Genomic DNA, 16,695 nt, shown 5'->3' on the forward strand with positions numbered 1-16,695 from the left:
CTGGAGCCAGACTGTCTAGCTGTCGCTCGCGGCAATGCCGCAGAGGCGCAATCATATGCCAATGCGGCCAGTTTTGTGCAACAAAATAAGACAGTACTACTGTCCTAAATTTTTATGACAGAAATTTTGGATGCACACAAGACCGATTCACAAAATTCTTGAAGCTTTCGCGACAGAAAATTGCGCGGAACGCCGTGTCAGCGTAGCCTTCAGTCGCTGCATCTACGCTCATGCGTTTCGCTGGCTTTAGCGGATTTTCGGCATCTGCCACTTGCGGCCGGCATGCGAAAGCGGCCAAGCTCGCATCGATTTCCCCAGCATAGGCAGACGCATGATTTTCGCTTCCGACAATTGGGCAGGCGCCCATCCCCGTATCGCTGCCGGCCTGTCGGCCCACGCCGACGGCTTCTCCACCGCCTATGGCGACGGTGCCCTCGACAAGGCCGTTTACCAGCGCTTCAATGAAATCTTCGAATGCGAGGTCGCGGTGTTTTTCGTCGCCACCGGCACCGCTGCCAATTCGCTGTCGCTGACTACCTATAACAAGCCAGGCGGCATTTCCTTCTGCCATCGCGAATCGCACGTCATCGAGGACGAATGCGGCGCACCGGAATATTTCACCGGTGGCTCGCGGCTTTATACAATCGAAGGCGCACTCGGCAAGATCGATGCCGGCAATCTGGAACGGGCGGTGGACCGTTTCGCACCCGAAAACGTCCATTCCGGGCGGCCGGTTGCCGTTTCGATCACTCAGTCGACCGAAGTCGGCACCGTCTACACGCTGAACGAAATCGCCAGGATTTCGGCGATCGCAAAGCAGCATGGACTGCCGCTGCACATGGATGGGGCCCGCTTTGCCAATGCGCTCGTCGCGCTGGAAACGACGCCGGCCGAAATGACCTGGAAGCATGGCGTTGACATCCTCTCCTTTGGCGGCACCAAGAATGGCTGTTGGTGCGCCGAGGCGATCGTGCTGTTCGACCTCGAGCGAGCCAAGGAATTGGCCTTTTTGCGCAAGCGCGCGGCCCAGCTGTTCTCGAAATCGCGCTTCATCGCCGCGCAATTCGATGCGTATTTCAGGGGTGGGCTATGGCTCGACACAGCACGGCACGCCAATGCGATGGCGGCACGGCTTGCCGCGGCGATAGAAGATTCCCCTTCGGCCCGGCTGGCCTGGCTGCCGCAGGCGAACGAGGTCTTCGCAGTCATGAAAAAGGCCGAGGCCGAAAGAATGCAAGCGGCAGGGGCGGCCTTCCACGACTGGCACAGGCCGCTCGGCTACGACAGCTACATTGGCGAAGACGAAGCGCTCTATCGCTTTGTCACCAGCTTCGCGACCACGCCCGACGAGGTCGACCGTTTCGGCTACCTGCTCGCCGGATAGCAAGCCTTGCCCACCAGCAAAAAGAGCGGCGCATTGCTGCACCGCCCTTTCTTCCCGGGGAGTTGGCGTCCCGGAGTTTAGCTGCCTGGCTTAGGCGGCAGTCTTGGCCTCGATCTGCTTGGCCTTGGCCGGAGCCGAGGTGATCGCGATCTTGCGCGGCTTCAGCTCTTCGGGGATGTTGCGCTTGAGGTCGACGAAGAGCAGGCCGTTCTTCAGCGCGGCGCCGACAACCTCGACGTGATCGGCAAGCTGGAAGCGGCGCTCGAAGGCTCGGCTGGCGATACCGCGATAGAGCAGTTCGGAGCCTTCGCCATTGCCTTCCTCCTTGCGCTCACCCTTGACGGTCAGCACATTGCGGTGAGCTTCGATCGAAATCTCATCTTCCGAGAAGCCGGCCACAGCCATCGAGATGCGATAGGCATCCTCCCCCGTGCGCTCGATGTTGTAAGGCGGATACGTCTGGCCTTCCGGCTGCGCAAGCGAATCGAGCATGGTGAACAGCCGGTCAAAACCGACGGTCGAACGGTAGAGCGGGGAAAAATCAACGTGACGCATGGTGTGTTCTCCTGTTGAGCAACAAGGTTGCGTATGGCCGGTGCGAAACCCGTGACGGCGTTCCGGATGGGCCAGCGGCCCCGACATTGGCGACCGCATGACAAATTTGGGAAGCCGGCGACGGCATTTCAAGATTTTCCCGCGTCCGAACGGGACCGGTCCCGGCCCACGTCCCGATGCCGATGAACGGCAGATGAACCATGGCTTCGGCGAGCGTTCAGCCAGGCGGCACTAAAACTGTCTCGAGATCACGAACAGGTCGCCGGAAAAGGCGACACGACGAGGCCGAACCGGGTGTAACGTCCCTTCCTCCCGGTCGACAGAGGCCGGAAGCACGCCAAGCCTGCTTCCGGCCTTACTTGTTCGCTGCCTGGGTCGACCTCCCCGGCGTCCCGAATTCCTTTGCTTTTGGCGCATGGGCGTTTATGCCTGATTTGCGCCCACGCCGGCACCGACACCAACCAAACACCGTATGACCGATCTTCTCCACCAGCCCCCTCTCTTCCACGAAACTCCGGGCAATCCGCTGCCGGAAAACACGGCCGGCGGCTTCTTCACCACGCGCGACGGCAAGAAGATCCGCTATGGGCTGTTTGCCGCGGTTGCCCGCCCGATGAAGGGCACCGTCGTCGTCCTGACCGGCCGCAACGAGTGCATCGAGAAGTATTTCGAGACCATTCGCAACCTTACCGACCGGGGCTTTGGCGTGGCAACCCTCGACTGGCGCGGCCAGGGCGCTTCCGACCGGCTGATCGGCGACCGACAGCGCGGCTTCGTCCGGAGCTTCTTCGACTACACCGGCGATCTGGAGCAGTTCTTCGAGGAGATCGTGCTGCCCGATTGCCGAGGACCCTACTACATACTGGCCCACTCGGCCGGCGCGGTGATTGCGCTGCTCGCCGCGCCCTCGATGGCGAACCGCGTGCGCCGCATGGTGCTGGTCGCACCGTTCTTCACCGTGCCCGACCTGCCGGTTACGATAAAAACCGTTCGCCGCACCTGTTCGCTGTTCTGCCTTCTCGGCCTTGGCCGGCTCTATGCCGCATGGGGTCCGCGACCGAAGGAATCAGTGCCCTTCGCCATGAACAAGCTGACCAGCGACCCGGCGCGCTATCGGCGCAACACGCTGATCTACGAAACCTATCCGCAGCTGGCGCTCGGCGGACCGACGATCCGCTGGCTGAAGGCGGCCACCGAGGCGTCCTTGATCGTCAGCGACCCGGATTTCATGGCCAAGATCCAGGTGCCCTTGCTGATGGTCGCCGCCGGCGCCGACCAGGTCGTCTCGACCAGGGCAGTCGAAGCCTATGCGAGACGTCTGCGCGTCGGCTCGCTAGTGATGATCGACGGCGCTCGTCATGAGATCCTCCAGGAAGCCGACCTCTATCGCGAGCAACTGCTTGCGGCATTCGATGCCTTCCTCCCCGGAACTGGTGACGTCTGAGCCGCATACCTGTCCGGCTTCAGCTCACGCGGGCAAAATCCATGATCCAGTTGGTCTCCCATGTCTTGCCGCCGTCCGGCGAAAAGGCCTGCTCCCAGCGTGCCGACCTGTCCGTGATCCGCGACCACAGGAAGCGAACCTGGATCGGCTGGCCGTCGAAGACGTCTTCGCACAAGAAGGTGCCGACACCCGCCACGAAAGTGCCGCGCATCGGAACATCGATGGTCGACGGATTGCGGCCGTCGATCCACCAGATCGACCATTGCCTCGCCGCCGGGTCGAAGGTCCGCAAGGTGGCGGCGCGATAGGGCCCGCCGGGCAATTCAATCCAATTGTCGTCGATATTGCCGAGGCCGCCAAGGATCGGCCGCACCTCGCACGTGCCGCCAAACACATCCCAGTTGCCGTCGCCCTGCAGCCGCTTCTGCAATCTTCGATGGCCGACGGTCCAGCGTCCGAAAAAGAAATCGAAATCGGCCCGCCCGTCCGCCGGAGCATCGGAATGGCTGGCTGCTGGCTGCGTCGGCATCTATGGTCCTCCCGGCTGACAGCGTTCCATAGCGCATGCCAACTGACATCATCCTGTCAGGAGGTATGGCAACGATCTCGCCTGGGCAGCATGCCCAATCTCAGCCGCGCAACGCCGCCATTGCTGCCGCGTGCAGCTCCGGTGTCGCCGCTGCCAGAATGTCGCCGCCCTTTTCCGCCGGTCCGCCTTCGAAAGTGGTGATGACGCCGCCCGCCTTCTCGATGATCGGGATCAGCGCGACGATGTCGTAGGGCTTCAATCCGGGATCGGCGACGATATCGACGCTGCCCGCCGCCACCATGGCGAAGGCATAGCAGTCGGTGCCGTAACGGGCGAGCTGGACCTGTTGCTCGAACAGGTCGTAGCGCAGGCGCGCGTCTCCCTTGAACAGCGCCGGCGTGGTGGTGAACAGCGTCGCCTCGGCGAGATTCGTCGTCTTGCGCGTCGCGAGTCTTCGCGGGCCACCGGGACCTTCATAATGCGAGCCGGAGGCATTGGCGTAGAACAGCTCGCCGGTGAAGGGCTGCGACATCATGCCGGCGACGGCATCGCCGTCGACCGTCAGTCCGACCAGCGTGCCCCATACCGGCAGGCCGGAAATGAAGGCGCGCGTGCCGTCGATCGGATCGATCACCCAGACATGCCGGCTGGAGATGTTTTCGCTGCCATGTTCCTCGCCGAGAATGCCGTGATCGGGGTATTGCGCTAATATCAGCGCCCGGATGGCGCGCTCGGCCTCGCGGTCGGCCTCGGTGACCGGGTCGAAACTGCCGCGCTCCTTGTTGGTGACCGCGCCCTGGTTGCGGAAGCGCGGCAAGGTCTCGGCTGCGGCGGCACGCGCAATGCGCCGCATGAACTCGATGCTGATGTCCAACTGATTCTCCCGCTCCAGCATGTTTGGAGAGACCCGTTTGCCTACGGATTTATGCCGAAACAAAGGCGTTCGGAGCCTTTCGCATGGTGCCAACTGTTGCTCGAATGCAACGCCGCCGTCATGGAAATGCAGTTTCCACTTCACAGTGAATTAAAAAAGCCGGAACGCGCCTTGACATTTGTGCAGCGCACAATACGTTTGTTCTCGGACAGGGGTTCCTGTCCATGCCCTCCTTGGGCGTTTCCTCCCTAGACTTCGACCGTGTCGTGCAAACGATGCGGTCTTTTTTTACGCTGCCGCATGAGCGGCGAATGCCGCGATTCCGGCGCTATTCGGCAGCCAGCGGCAGATCGACGAAATGATGATCCGGCATCGCCATCAGCTCGGCCGAAAACCGCGCCAGGTCGTCGGCCAACGCGTCGAAACCGGCCGATCTCTGGAACGTCCGCTCATTCATGTAGAGCCCGCGATTGACCTCGATCTGCAGCGCATGCAGATGGCGCACGGGGCGGCCATAGTGCTCGGTAATGAAGCCTCCGGCATAGGGCTTGTTGTGGGCGACGCTGTAGCCCATGCCGGTGAGCAGGCCGATCGCCGTCTCGGTCAACGCCGCCGCGGCGGAAATGCCAAAGCGGTCGCCGACGATGAAGTCCGGCCGCAATCCGCTGTCGCCGACCCTTATGCTTGCCGGCATCGAGTGGCAGTCAATCAGCACGGCGTAGCCGAAGCGCGCATGGGTTCTGGTCAAAAGCCGTTTCAGCGTCTCGTGATAGGGCTTGTAGACCGCTTCAATGCGCGCCACGGCTTCCGCCAGCGGCAAGCGGCCGGAATAGATGTCGAGCCCCTCGCCGACCAGCTTGGGCACGGTGCCGAGCCCGCCGGCCACCCGCGCCGAGCGGATGTTGCAGAATGACGGCACCGGTTCGGCGAACATGCGCGGGTCGAGTTCCCACGGCTCCCGGTTGACGTCGAGATAGGCGCGCGGGAAGTTTGCCGCCAGCATCGGCGCCCCGAGCGCGACGGCGCCGCCGAACAATTCCTCGACATAGCAGTCCTCTGAGCGGCGGATGGCGTTGCGGTCCAGCTTGGCCATAGCCATGAACCGGTCCGGATAGTAGCGGCCGCTATGCGGCGAGTTGAAGAGGAAGGGAACGCGCTGTTCGGCGCCCGATCGGATTTCGAAGGGTGGAACGACCGAAAAATCCTCGGCTGCCGTTTTCAATTTGAACGAACCCGGGAATACCAATGCATCATGATAGGAAAGTGCCACCTCGCCGCCCGCATGTCCACCCGCCGAAGCGCCAGCCAAATCAGGATTGTGCGGCCAACGTTCACTTGATGTTTACCGTCACCTCCTCATATACAGCATGGTTAACGGGCTTGCCGCACGGCATTGTCGGTTGGGTGATTCGGACGGGACAAGATGGCACGCATTCTGCTGGCGGAAGACGACGACGACATGCGCCGGTTCCTCGTCAAGGCGCTGGAGCGCGCCGGTTATCAGGTCAGCGATTTCGACAATGGCGCCAGTGCCTATGAGCGGCTGCGCGAGGAACCTTTTTCGCTACTTTTGACCGACATCGTCATGCCCGAGATGGATGGCATCGAGCTCGCCCGTCGCGCCACGGAGATCGATCCCGACCTCAAGGTGATGTTCATCACCGGCTTCGCCGCCGTCGCGCTGAACCCTGATTCCAAGGCGCCGAAAGACGCCAAGGTGCTATCGAAGCCGTTCCACCTGCGCGACCTCGTCAACGAAGTCGAAAAGATGCTGCAGGCCGCCTGACGCGTTTTTTCTCGCGCGACCCGGCAAGCCAGCCATTCTTTCGCTTTTCCCGCTATTGACGTGCCGAACCAAAAATGGTGTATGCGCGGCTTCGGATGGGCGTGTAGCTCAGCGGGAGAGCACTGCATTGACATTGCAGGGGTCACAGGTTCAATCCCTGTCACGCCCACCATCCAGATAATCCCTCGATTGGCCGTCGGTATTTTTCGTCGACTGACGTTCCCGGCCTATACCGGCCTCAGGCCGCACCGAGGCGCAGATCGCCGGTCTCGACGTGCTCCAGAAACCAGGCATAGGTCTGTTCCAATCCGCTGCGCAGCGAGTAGCGCGGGCGCCAGCCGGTGGCGAACAGACGCGACACGTCCATCAGCTTGCGCGGCGTGCCGTCCGGCTTCGTCGCATCGAACGTTATCGCGGCATCGGCGCCGGCGACCGACACGATGGTGCGGGCAAGGTCGGCAATGGTGATGTCTTCCCCAGAGCCGACATTGATGTGGCTGTCGCCCGAATAATTCTTCAGCAGCCAGACCAGCGCGTCGGCGGCGTCGTCGACATGCAGGAATTCACGCATCGGCGTGCCTGATCCCCACACCTCCAGGCTCTTGCGGCCGGCGCGCCTGGCCTCGTGCGCCTTGCGCATCAGAGCGGGCACGACATGGCTGGAATTGAGGTCGAAATTATCGCCCGGACCGTAGAGATTGGTCGGCATCGCCGAGATGTAGTCGACGCTGTATTGGCGCCGATAGGCCTGGCACAGTTTCAGCCCGGCGATCTTGGCGATCGCATACCATTCGTTGGTGGGTTCGAGCGGCCCGGTCAGCAAGGCGTCCTCGGAGATCGGCTGCGCCGCGAATTTGGGATAGATGCAGGATGAACCGAGAAACAGCAGCTTCTGTACCTCGTTGCGGAAGGCGCTATCGATGACATTGTTCTGCATGACCAGATTGTCCTGCAGGAAATCGACCGGAAGCCTGTTGTTGGCCAGGATACCGCCGACCTTGGCCGCCGCCATCACCACTGCATCCGGCTTGCGGTCGGCCATCCAGCGCCGCACGCCGGCCTGGTCGAGAAGATCGAGCTCGGCGCGCGAGGCGGTCATAACCTCGCAATCCTCGTCGGCCAATCGGCGCAGGATGGCCGAGCCGACCATGCCGCGATGTCCGGCCACGAAAACGCGCTTGCCCTGAAGGTCGAAGGTCATCAGCTTACCCCAATGCAGAACGGCAGCTTTGCCAGTTGGCCGGCGGAGCGCCGGATCGGCTTCTCTGTTGCCGGACGCATACCGCATACAGATTTGCCCAGACAAGGCAAATCGCAAGCTACCGAACCTGACTTTGGCTCGGACACCGCAGCGTTTGCGATCAGACGCCTGCTACCGCGCAGAGGCCTGTCATTCTGGCAATCGCGAGTTCGGGGTCGGCCAGCAACCCTGCCTGGTCGGCAAGGCGAAAGACATCGGCATAGTGACGGATGCCGCGCGCCGATTGCATGCCGCCGACCATCGAAAAATGCTCCTGATGGCCGTTCAGCCATGCCATGAAGACGATGCCGGCCTTGTAATATTCGGTCGGCACCTCGAAGATTTTGCGCGACAGCGGCACTGTCGGGGCCATCAGCGCGTCGTAGCCGGCGCGGTCGCCGGCGGCCAGCTTTGCCAGCGCTGCATTGGCGACCGGCGCGATCGCATCGAAAATGCCGAGCAGCGCGTGCGAATGTCTGTCGCCGTCGCCGGCGATCAGCTCGGGGTAATTGAAATCGTCGCCGGTGAACATCAGCACGCCCTCAGGCAGCCGGTCCCTGAGCGCAATCTCCTTGCCGACATCGAGCAGCGATATCTTTATGCCTTCGACCTTGCCGGCATGGCGTTCGATGATCGCGACCACCGTCTCCAGCGCAGTTTCGAAGTCGCTGCTGCCCCAGTAGCCTTTCAGCGCCGGGTCGAACATGTCGCCCAGCCAGTGCAGGATGACCTTGCCGGAGGCCTGGGACAGGATGCGGTCGTAGACGCCGATATAGTCGTCGGGGCCTTTGGCGACCGCCGCCAGCGCCCGGCTGGCCATCATGATCGCCTTGCCGCCAAGCCCTTCGATGAAGCCGAGCTGTTCTTCATAGGCCGCGATGACATCGTCTAGCCTGCTGGCGCCCCCCGGCGCCAGATGGTCGGTGCCGGCGCCCGACGCAAGATCGGCGCCTTCGACGCTGCGCGCCTCGGCGATCGAGCGGCGGATCAATTCCTTGGCATTCGTCCAGTCGAAACCCATGCCGCGCTGAGAGGTGTCCATCGCTTCGGCGACACGGAAGCCAAGCCGCCAGAGGTGATGGCGAAACGCCATCGTCTTGTCCCAGTCGACCGCGGGCCTCGACCACGGATCGGTCATGGCGAGGGGATCGGCAACGACATGGGCGGCGGCGTAGGCGATGCGCGAGAACCGCGCGCCGGCCACAGGCTGCACCGGCTGGCCGACAAGCCGGTAGCGGACACGGCCGGCGCCTTCCCCGGGCAAGGTGATGTCCATGGCTCTCTCCTTCCCAGCGCCTATTAAATGGAACGTTCCAACAAATCAAGATATTTTGCCCCTTGCCTCGTGCAGCGAAAATTGCTGCATCGCAGCAGCCGAAAGCCCCGCTTGCCAGAGAATTTGTGCCACCGAGCCGCATTTTTCTCGGTTCGCAAAAACGCGATTGACTCAAATGCGCCGCAGGGATTAGATCGTTCCAATAAAATCGCACAAGAAACCACCGGGAGGACAGATCTGGATGGCCAGCCGGGCCAAGGCAACGATACTCGACATCGCCCGTGAGGCGGGCGTGTCCAAATCGACGGTATCGCTGGTGCTGCAAGGCAGCGGGCTGATCCGGCCCGAAACCGCGCTCAAGGTGCGCAAGGCGATCGAGGACGTCGGCTATGTCTACAACCGCGGCGCCGCCAATCTGCGCAAGGCCCATTCCAACGTCATCGGCATGGTCATCAACGATCTCACCAATCCGTTTTTCGCCGAGCTCGCGGTCGGCATGGAGCGCGTCTTCCAGTCGGCCGGCATCGTGCCTTTCATCGCCAATACGGCCGAAAACCCGGTGCGCCAGGAAGAGGTTCTGAAATCGCTGATGGAGCAGGGTGTCGCCGGGCTCGTCGTGTCGCCGGCGCGCGGCACCACGCCTGGCGCGTTCCGTCGCCTTGAGACCGCAGGCGTTCCGGTCGTCTTCGTCATGCGCCGGCTTCCCGAAAGCCGTATCCCGGTGATCACGCCCGACAATCATCGCGGCGCCTATCTCGCCACCGCCCATCTGATCGGCAAGGGCCATCGCCGGCTGGCCTTCTTCGGCGGCTCGTCCGACCTTGTCGTCTATCACGAGCGCCTGGGCGGCTTTCGCGAGGCCTGTGAAGCGCTCGGCATCGAACCGGCCGACAGGCTGGTCTTCGAGGGCGAAACCAGCCGCAAGGGCGGTATTGCCTGCCTGGAAACCGCACTTGCCATGGCCGCGCCGCCGACCGCGGCCCTTTGCTTCAACGATGCGGTCGCCTTCGGCGTCTTGCTGGCGCTGCGCAAGCGCGGCCTGGAACCCGGCGCGGACTTTGCCGTCGTCGGCTTCGACGACGTCGCCGAGGCCGAGCACTATATGCCGGCGCTGACCAGCGTCGCGGTGAACACAGCCGGCCTCGGCGAGCGCGCCGCCCATGTCGTGCTGAAGATGATCCAGTCGCGTACCACGCGCGCCGAGGATCATATCGGCGCCGTCAACCTCGTGGTCAGGGAAAGCTGCGGCCCCGATCGCAAGGAGCATGGCTGCGCAGGAATGGGAGACGCGGCATGACCGTCAGTTGGGGGCTGATCGGCGCCAGCACGATCGCAAGACAGTTCATGATCGGCGCCATCCGCGCGCAGCCGGACGGCGAGATCGCTGCAGTGATGAGCTCCAGCCCGGAGCGCGCCGCCACTTACGCCAGTGAAAACCGCATTCCGGCGGCGGTCGCGACGATTGATGAATTGCTCGGCTCCGATATCGACGCCGTCTACATCTCGACCACCAACGAATTGCATCTCGAACAGGCACTCGCCGCCATCGAGGCGGGAAAGCATGTGCTTTGCGAAAAACCACTGGCGCTGACCAGCGCCGACGCGCGCAAGATGGTCGCGGTGGCCAGGGCCGCCGGCGTCGTGCTCGGCACCAATCACCACCTGCGCAATGCCGGCTCGCATCGGGCGATGCGCGAAGCGATCGCTGCCGGCCGCATCGGCAGGCCGATCGCCGCGCGCGTCTTCCACTCCGTCTATCTGCCGGAACACCTGCAGGGCTGGCGCATCACCAGGCCGGACGCCGGCGGCGGCGTGGTGCTCGATATCACCGTCCACGATGCCGACACGCTGCGCTTCGTGCTCGGCGACGATCCGGTCGAGATCTCGGCATTCACACAATCGGCCGGCATGGCCGCCGGCGGGCTGGAAGACGGCGCCGTGTGCCTCTGGCGCTTCGGATCGGGGATCATTGCCCAATCGCATGAGGGCTTCACCACCAAATTCGCCGGCACCGGCTTCGAGGTGCACGGCAGCGAAGGCTCGCTGATCGCCAAGGACGTGATGACGCAGAAGCCGCTCGGCTCGGTGTTGCTTCGCACGGCACAGGGCGAGGAGGAATTGAGCTTCGACCGCGAAGACCTCTATGCCCGTTCGCTGCGCGAATTCCACGCAGCGATCCGTGGCGACGGCCAGCCTTCCGCCACCGGCGAGGACGGCGTCTGGTCGCTGACATCAGCCGAGGCGGCATTGCAATCGGCCAGGTCCGGAAACGCCGTTGCCATCGACCCGAAGCTCGGGAGCGCCGCGTGAGCAAGCTCGTTTCAGCGGCTGAAGCTGCCGGCCTGATCAGGGATGGCATGGTCGTTTCCGTGTCATCGTCGAGCGGCCTCGGCTGTCCGGATGCGGTGCTGGCCGCCGTCGGCGAGCGCTTCGACGCGGAAGGCCATCCCAGGGACATCACGACGCTGCACCCGATCGCCGCCGGTGACATGTACGGCATCAAGGGCATCGACCATCTAGCCAAGCCCGGCCTGTTGAAGCGCACTTTGTGCGGCTCCTATCCGTCCGGGCCGTCATCGTCGGAACCGCCGCAGATCTGGAAGATGATCGGCGACAATTCGGTCGCCGCCTATAACGTGCCGTCCGGCATCCTGTTCGACATGCATCGCGAGGCCGCGGCCAAGCGCCCCGGCGTGCTGACCAAGGTCGGGCTCGATACCTTTGCCGACCCGCGCCATCAGGGTTGCGCCATGAATGCTGCCGCCAGCGAGCCGATCGTTTCGGTGCAGCAGTTCGATGGCGAGGAATGGCTCTATTTCCGCTCGATCGTACCGCAGGTCGCGATCATCCGCGCCACCACGGCGGACGAGCGCGGCAACCTTACCTATGAGCATGAGGGTGCCTATCTCGGCGGCCTCGAACAGGCGCTGGCCGCCCGCAACAATGGCGGCATCGTCATCGCGCAGGTCAAGCGCGTCGTCGAGAACGGCACGCTGAAGCCGCACAATGTGCGCGTGCCCGGCGTGCTGGTCGACCATATCGTGGTGGCGCCCGACCAGTTGCAGACGACGCTGACGCCTTACGATCCGGCCATCTCCGGCGAGATCTTCCGGCCGCTGTCGAGCTTTCGCAACGCCGAGATGAACGTCCAGAAGGTCATTGCGCGCCGCGTCGCCATGGAGCTTGCCGACGGCATGGCGGTCAATATCGGCTTCGGCATCTCGGCCAATGTGCCGCGCATCCTGCTCGAGGAAGGCCAGCACGGCAAGGTCACCTGGGTCATCGAACAGGGCGCGGTCGGCGGCGTGCCGCTGCTCGATTTCAAGTTCGGCTGCTCGTCGAACGCCGACGCATTCATGCCTTCACCGCACCAGTTCATCTATTTCCAGGCCGGCGGCTTCGACGCCTCGCTGCTGTCCTTCCTGCAGATCGACCGGCACGGCTCGGTCAATGTCTCGAAGCTTTCGGCGCGGCCGCATGTCACCGCCGGCGCCGGCGGCTTCGTCGACATCACCGCGCGGGCGAAGAAGATCGTCTTTTCCGGTTTCTTCAATGCCGGCGCCAAGTTGTCGCTTGCCGGTGGCGGCATCCGCATCGACCAGGAGGGCAAGGTCAAGAAAGTCGTCGGCGAGGTCGAGCATATTTCCTTCTCGGGCAAGCGTGCCGTCGCGCAGGGACAGGATATCACCTATGTCACCGAGCGCTGCGTGATGAAGCTGACGCCTGCGGGGCTGATGGTGACCGAGCTGGCGCTGGGCATCGACCTCGAGCGCGATGTGCTGGCGCAGGCCGAGATCCCGCTCGCCGTCGCCAACGACCTGAAAATCACGCCGGACGCGCTCTACCGGGACCGACCGATTGGCCTGTCGCTCAATGGTGGCGCGTCGCTTGGAGGCGCACATGGCTGAGCGTCTGGTAACCTTTGAAACCGACGGCTCCATCAGCACAATCACGCTGCGCCGGCCGGAGAAATTCAACGCGCTCGACATCCCGATGCTGCGGGCGCTGGAAGCAGCACTCGACGAAGCCGAGGCGGCGGACGGCGTCCGCGTCGTGCTGGTCTGCGGCGAAGGCAAGGGCTTTTGCGCCGGCGGCGACGTCGAGGCTTGGGCAGAAATGAGCGCTGCCGATTTCCAGGTGCAATGGGTGCGCTACGGCCACCGCGTCTTTGATCGGCTGGCGCGGCTGCGGCAGCCCACAATCGCCGTTCTTGCCGGCCATGCGCTGGGCGGCGGGCTGGAACTGGCGGCGGCTTGCGACTTTCGCGTGGCGGAAACACAGGTGAAGTTGGGGTTCCCCGAAACCTCGATCGGCGTCGTTCCCGGCTGGTCCGGCACCCAGCGCGCCGTGCGCCGCTTCGGTGCGCAGGCAGTGCGGCGGATGGCGCTCGGCGGCGAAATGTTTCTGGCTACCGAGGCTCTTGCTCTGGGGATTGTCGACCGGGTGGTCGAGACCGGTAAGGCGTTCGCCGAAGCCAAGGCCTGGGCCGGCAAGATCGCCGAGCGCGGCCCGCTCTCGACCGAAGCCGCCAAGCTGATGATTACAATCGCCGAGGGCGAAGAGAGTGCTGCCGCGACCGAAGCGCTGGCCAGCGGCTTCATCGCGCTGACAAGCGATCTCAGGGCCGGCGTCGAGGCTTTCAAGGCCAAGCAGAAGCCGGCGTTCTCAAGATCTTAGGAACCTGGAAATCACATGAACGCATCCCTCAACATCGCCATGCCCGCCGAGGCAGCCGCAGCGCCGAAAAGCTACCGGCTGCTGATCGGCGGCAAGTTCATCGACGCCCAGGACGGCCGCACACTCGAGCGCAGCAGCCCCGGCCACGGCTTCACCGTCTCGCGCTATGCACAGGCCGGCGCGGCGGACGTAGAGGCGGCAGTTCAGGCCGCGCACAAGGCCTTCGAGACCGGCCCGTGGCCGCGCATGAAGGCCGCCGAACGCGCCACGATCCTGCTCAAGGCTGCTGACCTGATCGAGGCGCGGCTGGACGAGATTGCCCGGCTCGACGCGCTGGAATCCGGCAAGCCGATTGCGCAGGCGCGCGACGAGATCGGCGGCGCCGTCGACATCTGGCGCTATGCCGCGGCACTTGCGCGGACGCTTCACGGCGAAAGCTACGCCAATCTCGGCGATGCCATGCTCGGCGTCGTGTTGCGCGAACCGATCGGCGTCGTCTCCATCATCACGCCGTGGAATTTCCCGTTCCTTATCGTCAGCCAGAAACTACCCTTCGCGCTCGCCGCCGGCTGCACGGCGATGGTCAAGCCGAGCGAGATGACCTCGGCCTCGACCTTTGTGCTCGGCGAGATCCTGATGCAGGCCGGCTTGCCGGACGGCGTCGTCAACATCCTTGCCGGGTTGGGCGCCGATGTCGGCGCACCGATGGTCAGCCATCCGCTGGTCGAGATGGTGTCGTTCACCGGCTCCACCCGCGTCGGCAAGATGACCATGGCGTCTGCCGCCAACTCGCTGAAGAAAGTCGCGATGGAGCTCGGCGGCAAGAACGGCCAGATCGTCTTTTCCGATGCCGACCTCGAGGCCGCCGCCGACGCGGCGGTGTTCGGCGGCTTCTTCAATGCCGGCGAATGCTGCAATGCCGGCAGCCGGCTGATCGTCCATGAGGCGATCGCCGACGAGTTCCTCGGCGCCGTCAAAGCCCTCACCGCCAAGGTGGTTGTCGGCGACCCGCTCGACGACCGCACCAAGGTCGGCGCGATGATCTCCGCCGACCATATGGCCAAGGTCACCGGCTACGTGACGGCAGCGGAAAACGGCGGCGGCCGGATCTGTAGCGGCGGCAATCAGCTTGCTTCGAGCGCCGGCCAGTATCTTGATCCGACCATCGTTCGCGACGTCACCGAAGACATGGCCATTGCACGCGAGGAAGTGTTCGGTCCGGTGCTCTCGGTGCTGACTTTTGAATCGATTGAAAGGGCGTTGCACATCGCCAACAACACGCCCTATGGTCTATCGGCGGGCGTGTGGAGCGCCAGCATCGATACCTGCATGTCGGTGGCGCGGAATGTGCGTTCGGGAACCGTTTGGGTGAACACATTCATGGAGGGTTACCCCGAACTGCCTTTCGGCGGCTACAAGCAGTCCGGTCTCGGACGCGAACTCGGCAAGCGCGCCGTCGAGGATTATACCGAGGAAAAGACAATCCAGTTTCATCGCGGCCAGCGCACCGGATGGTGGGTCGGCTGAGTTGGGAAGAACCCGGTGGGCATCCGCCGGTCGTGTAAGTTCAACAAGGGAGGAAGTACATGTTGCGCAAACTGCTTATCGGGACGGCTCTCGCATCGGGCGTTGCGTTCGCGGCCCATGCCGAGGACGTCAAGGAAGTCCAGATGCTGCATTGGTGGACGTCGGGCGGCGAAGCTGCCGCTCTGAACGTGCTCAAGCAGGATCTGGCCAAGGAGGGCTTTGCCTGGAAGGACGTGCCGGTGGCCGGCGGCGGCGGCGACGCCGCCATGACCGCGCTGAAGGCGATGGTGGCAGCGGGCAACTACCCGACCGCCTCGCAGATGCTTGGCTATACCGTGCTCGATTACGCCGCAGCCGGCGTCATGGGCGACTTGACCGAGACGGCGATAAAGGAAGGCTGGGACAAGTCCGTTCCCGCGGCCCTGCAGAAATTCTCCGTCTATGACGGCAAGTGGGTCGCGGCTCCGGTCAACGTCCACTCGGTCAACTGGCTATGGATCAACAAGGCGGTGATGGACAAGATCGGCGGCACCGAGCCCAAGACCTTCGACGACTTCATTGCGTTGCTGGACAAAGCCAAGGCGGCGGGCGTCATCCCGCTCGCGCTGGGCGGCCAGAACTGGCAGGAAGCGACAATGTTCGACTCAGTCGTGCTGTCGACCGGCGGGCCTGAGTTCTACAAGAAGGCCTTCAACGACCTCGACGAGGAGTCGCTGAAGTCCGACACGATGAAGAAGTCGTTCGACAATCTCGCCAAGCTCGTCACCTATGTCGACCCGAACTTCTCGGGCCGGGACTGGAACCTCGCCACCGCCATGGTCATCAAGGGCGATGCGCTGGTGCAGGTGATGGGTGACTGGGCCAAGGGCGAATTCAACGCCGCCAAGAAGGTCCCGGGCACCGACTTCCTGTGCTACCGCTTCCCGGGCACCGACGGCAGCGTCGTCTACAACTCCGACATGTTTGGCATGTTCAACGTTCCGGAGGACCGCAAGGCCGCCCAGATCGCCCTGGCCACCGCCACGCTGTCGAAGAGCTTCCAGTCGGCCTTCAACGTCGTCAAGGGCTCTGTTCCGGCCCGCACCGACGTGCCGGACACCGATTTCGACGCTTGCGGCAAGAAGGGCATGGCCGACCTGAAGGCCGCCAATGAAGGCGGCACGCTGTTCGGTTCGCTGGCGCAGGGCTATGGCGCGCCACCCGCGGTTGCCAACGCCTACAAGGATGTCGTCTCGAAATTCGTGCACGGCCAGATCAAGACCTCGGACGAGGCCGTGACCCAACTGGTCAGCGCGATCGAAGACGCCAAGTAGGCACCCGCCCATGCGAATGATCTCCCCGGCGCAAGCCGGGGAGATCCCCTGCGGCGAGGTTTTGCGGTTGCGCCGACCGGCACGCTTTCG

Annotated in this window: 15 protein-coding genes and 1 tRNA gene; 10 read left to right on the forward strand and 6 right to left on the reverse strand. The window is 63.6% G+C overall.

Annotated elements, in window-relative coordinates:
* Nucleotides 1-331: 331 nt before the first annotated feature.
* Entirely contained in the window at nucleotides 332-1,384 is a 1,053-nt protein-coding gene (locus NKI59_RS05690) for a threonine aldolase family protein (protein ID WP_352702895.1), read from the forward strand.
* Between the two features lie 90 nt (nucleotides 1,385-1,474).
* Here NKI59_RS05690 and NKI59_RS05695 read toward each other — a convergent pair whose 3' ends face one another.
* The gene (locus NKI59_RS05695; protein ID WP_023675381.1) at nucleotides 1,475-1,939 is read right to left on the reverse strand and encodes an Hsp20 family protein; all 465 of its coding nucleotides are present in this window, start codon (nucleotides 1,937-1,939) and stop codon (nucleotides 1,475-1,477) included.
* A 472-nt stretch (nucleotides 1,940-2,411) separates the two neighbouring features.
* On the opposite strand from NKI59_RS05695, the gene NKI59_RS05700 reads away from it, so the two are divergent.
* The gene (locus NKI59_RS05700; RefSeq protein WP_352702897.1) at nucleotides 2,412-3,383 is read left to right on the forward strand and encodes an alpha/beta fold hydrolase; all 972 of its coding nucleotides are present in this window, start codon (nucleotides 2,412-2,414) and stop codon (nucleotides 3,381-3,383) included.
* A gap of 19 nt (nucleotides 3,384-3,402) precedes the next feature.
* On the opposite strand, the gene NKI59_RS05705 is transcribed toward NKI59_RS05700, so the two are convergent.
* The 3 genes from NKI59_RS05705 to NKI59_RS05715 form a co-directional block, all read right to left on the reverse strand.
* On the reverse strand, nucleotides 3,403-3,912 hold the full coding sequence (locus NKI59_RS05705; protein ID WP_352702899.1) for a DUF1579 family protein: 510 nt from the start codon (nucleotides 3,910-3,912) through the stop codon (nucleotides 3,403-3,405).
* Between the two features lie 100 nt (nucleotides 3,913-4,012).
* A complete protein-coding gene (gene hisN, locus NKI59_RS05710; RefSeq protein ID WP_352702902.1) occupies nucleotides 4,013-4,786 on the reverse strand; it encodes a histidinol-phosphatase in 774 nt (257 codons plus the stop codon).
* 328 nt (nucleotides 4,787-5,114) lie between these two features.
* Complete coding sequence (locus tag NKI59_RS05715) at nucleotides 5,115-6,056, reverse strand: N-formylglutamate amidohydrolase (protein WP_352481931.1); 942 nt, start codon at nucleotides 6,054-6,056, stop codon at nucleotides 5,115-5,117.
* A gap of 153 nt (nucleotides 6,057-6,209) precedes the next feature.
* Between NKI59_RS05715 and cpdR the strand changes: the two genes are divergently transcribed.
* Nucleotides 6,210-6,572, forward strand: a complete 363-nt coding sequence (cpdR, locus tag NKI59_RS05720; protein WP_006199474.1) for a cell cycle two-component system response regulator CpdR — start codon at nucleotides 6,210-6,212, stop codon at nucleotides 6,570-6,572.
* Between the two features lie 97 nt (nucleotides 6,573-6,669).
* Nucleotides 6,670-6,744: transfer RNA gene (locus tag NKI59_RS05725), tRNA-Val, on the forward strand.
* 66 nt (nucleotides 6,745-6,810) lie between these two features.
* On the opposite strand, the gene fcl is transcribed toward NKI59_RS05725, so the two are convergent.
* Entirely contained in the window at nucleotides 6,811-7,773 is a 963-nt protein-coding gene (gene fcl / locus NKI59_RS05730) for a GDP-L-fucose synthase (RefSeq protein ID WP_352702904.1), read from the reverse strand.
* A gap of 160 nt (nucleotides 7,774-7,933) precedes the next feature.
* The gene (locus NKI59_RS05735; protein WP_352702906.1) at nucleotides 7,934-9,088 is read right to left on the reverse strand and encodes a dihydrodipicolinate synthase family protein; all 1,155 of its coding nucleotides are present in this window, start codon (nucleotides 9,086-9,088) and stop codon (nucleotides 7,934-7,936) included.
* Nucleotides 9,089-9,329: 241 nt separating this feature from the next.
* On the opposite strand from NKI59_RS05735, the gene NKI59_RS05740 reads away from it, so the two are divergent.
* Genes NKI59_RS05740 through NKI59_RS05765 form a run of 6 tightly spaced genes read left to right on the forward strand, consistent with a single transcriptional unit; the run spans nucleotide 9,330 to nucleotide 16,605 of the window.
* A complete protein-coding gene (locus tag NKI59_RS05740; RefSeq protein ID WP_352702908.1) occupies nucleotides 9,330-10,385 on the forward strand; it encodes a LacI family DNA-binding transcriptional regulator in 1,056 nt (351 codons plus the stop codon).
* Nucleotides 10,382-11,398 (forward strand): Gfo/Idh/MocA family protein, encoded by a 1,017-nt coding sequence (locus NKI59_RS05745; RefSeq protein WP_352702910.1) that lies wholly within the window; start codon nucleotides 10,382-10,384, stop codon nucleotides 11,396-11,398. Before NKI59_RS05740 ends, NKI59_RS05745 begins: the two co-directional genes overlap by 4 nt.
* Nucleotides 11,395-12,996, forward strand: a complete 1,602-nt coding sequence (locus NKI59_RS05750) for an acyl CoA:acetate/3-ketoacid CoA transferase (protein ID WP_352702912.1) — start codon at nucleotides 11,395-11,397, stop codon at nucleotides 12,994-12,996. The genes NKI59_RS05745 and NKI59_RS05750 overlap by 4 nt, the downstream gene beginning before the upstream one ends.
* Nucleotides 12,989-13,765, forward strand: a complete 777-nt coding sequence (locus NKI59_RS05755; protein ID WP_352702914.1) for an enoyl-CoA hydratase/isomerase family protein — start codon at nucleotides 12,989-12,991, stop codon at nucleotides 13,763-13,765. Before NKI59_RS05750 ends, NKI59_RS05755 begins: the two co-directional genes overlap by 8 nt.
* 15 nt (nucleotides 13,766-13,780) lie before the next feature.
* Complete coding sequence (locus NKI59_RS05760) at nucleotides 13,781-15,292, forward strand: aldehyde dehydrogenase family protein (protein WP_352702917.1); 1,512 nt, start codon at nucleotides 13,781-13,783, stop codon at nucleotides 15,290-15,292.
* Nucleotides 15,293-15,351: 59 nt separating this feature from the next.
* Entirely contained in the window at nucleotides 15,352-16,605 is a 1,254-nt protein-coding gene (locus NKI59_RS05765) for an ABC transporter substrate-binding protein (RefSeq protein WP_031194023.1), read from the forward strand.
* Nucleotides 16,606-16,695: the final 90 nt, after the last annotated feature.

Source organism: Mesorhizobium sp. M0598, from assembly GCF_040320865.1.
In the GTDB taxonomy this organism is placed as follows: Bacteria; Pseudomonadota; Alphaproteobacteria; order Rhizobiales; family Rhizobiaceae; genus Mesorhizobium.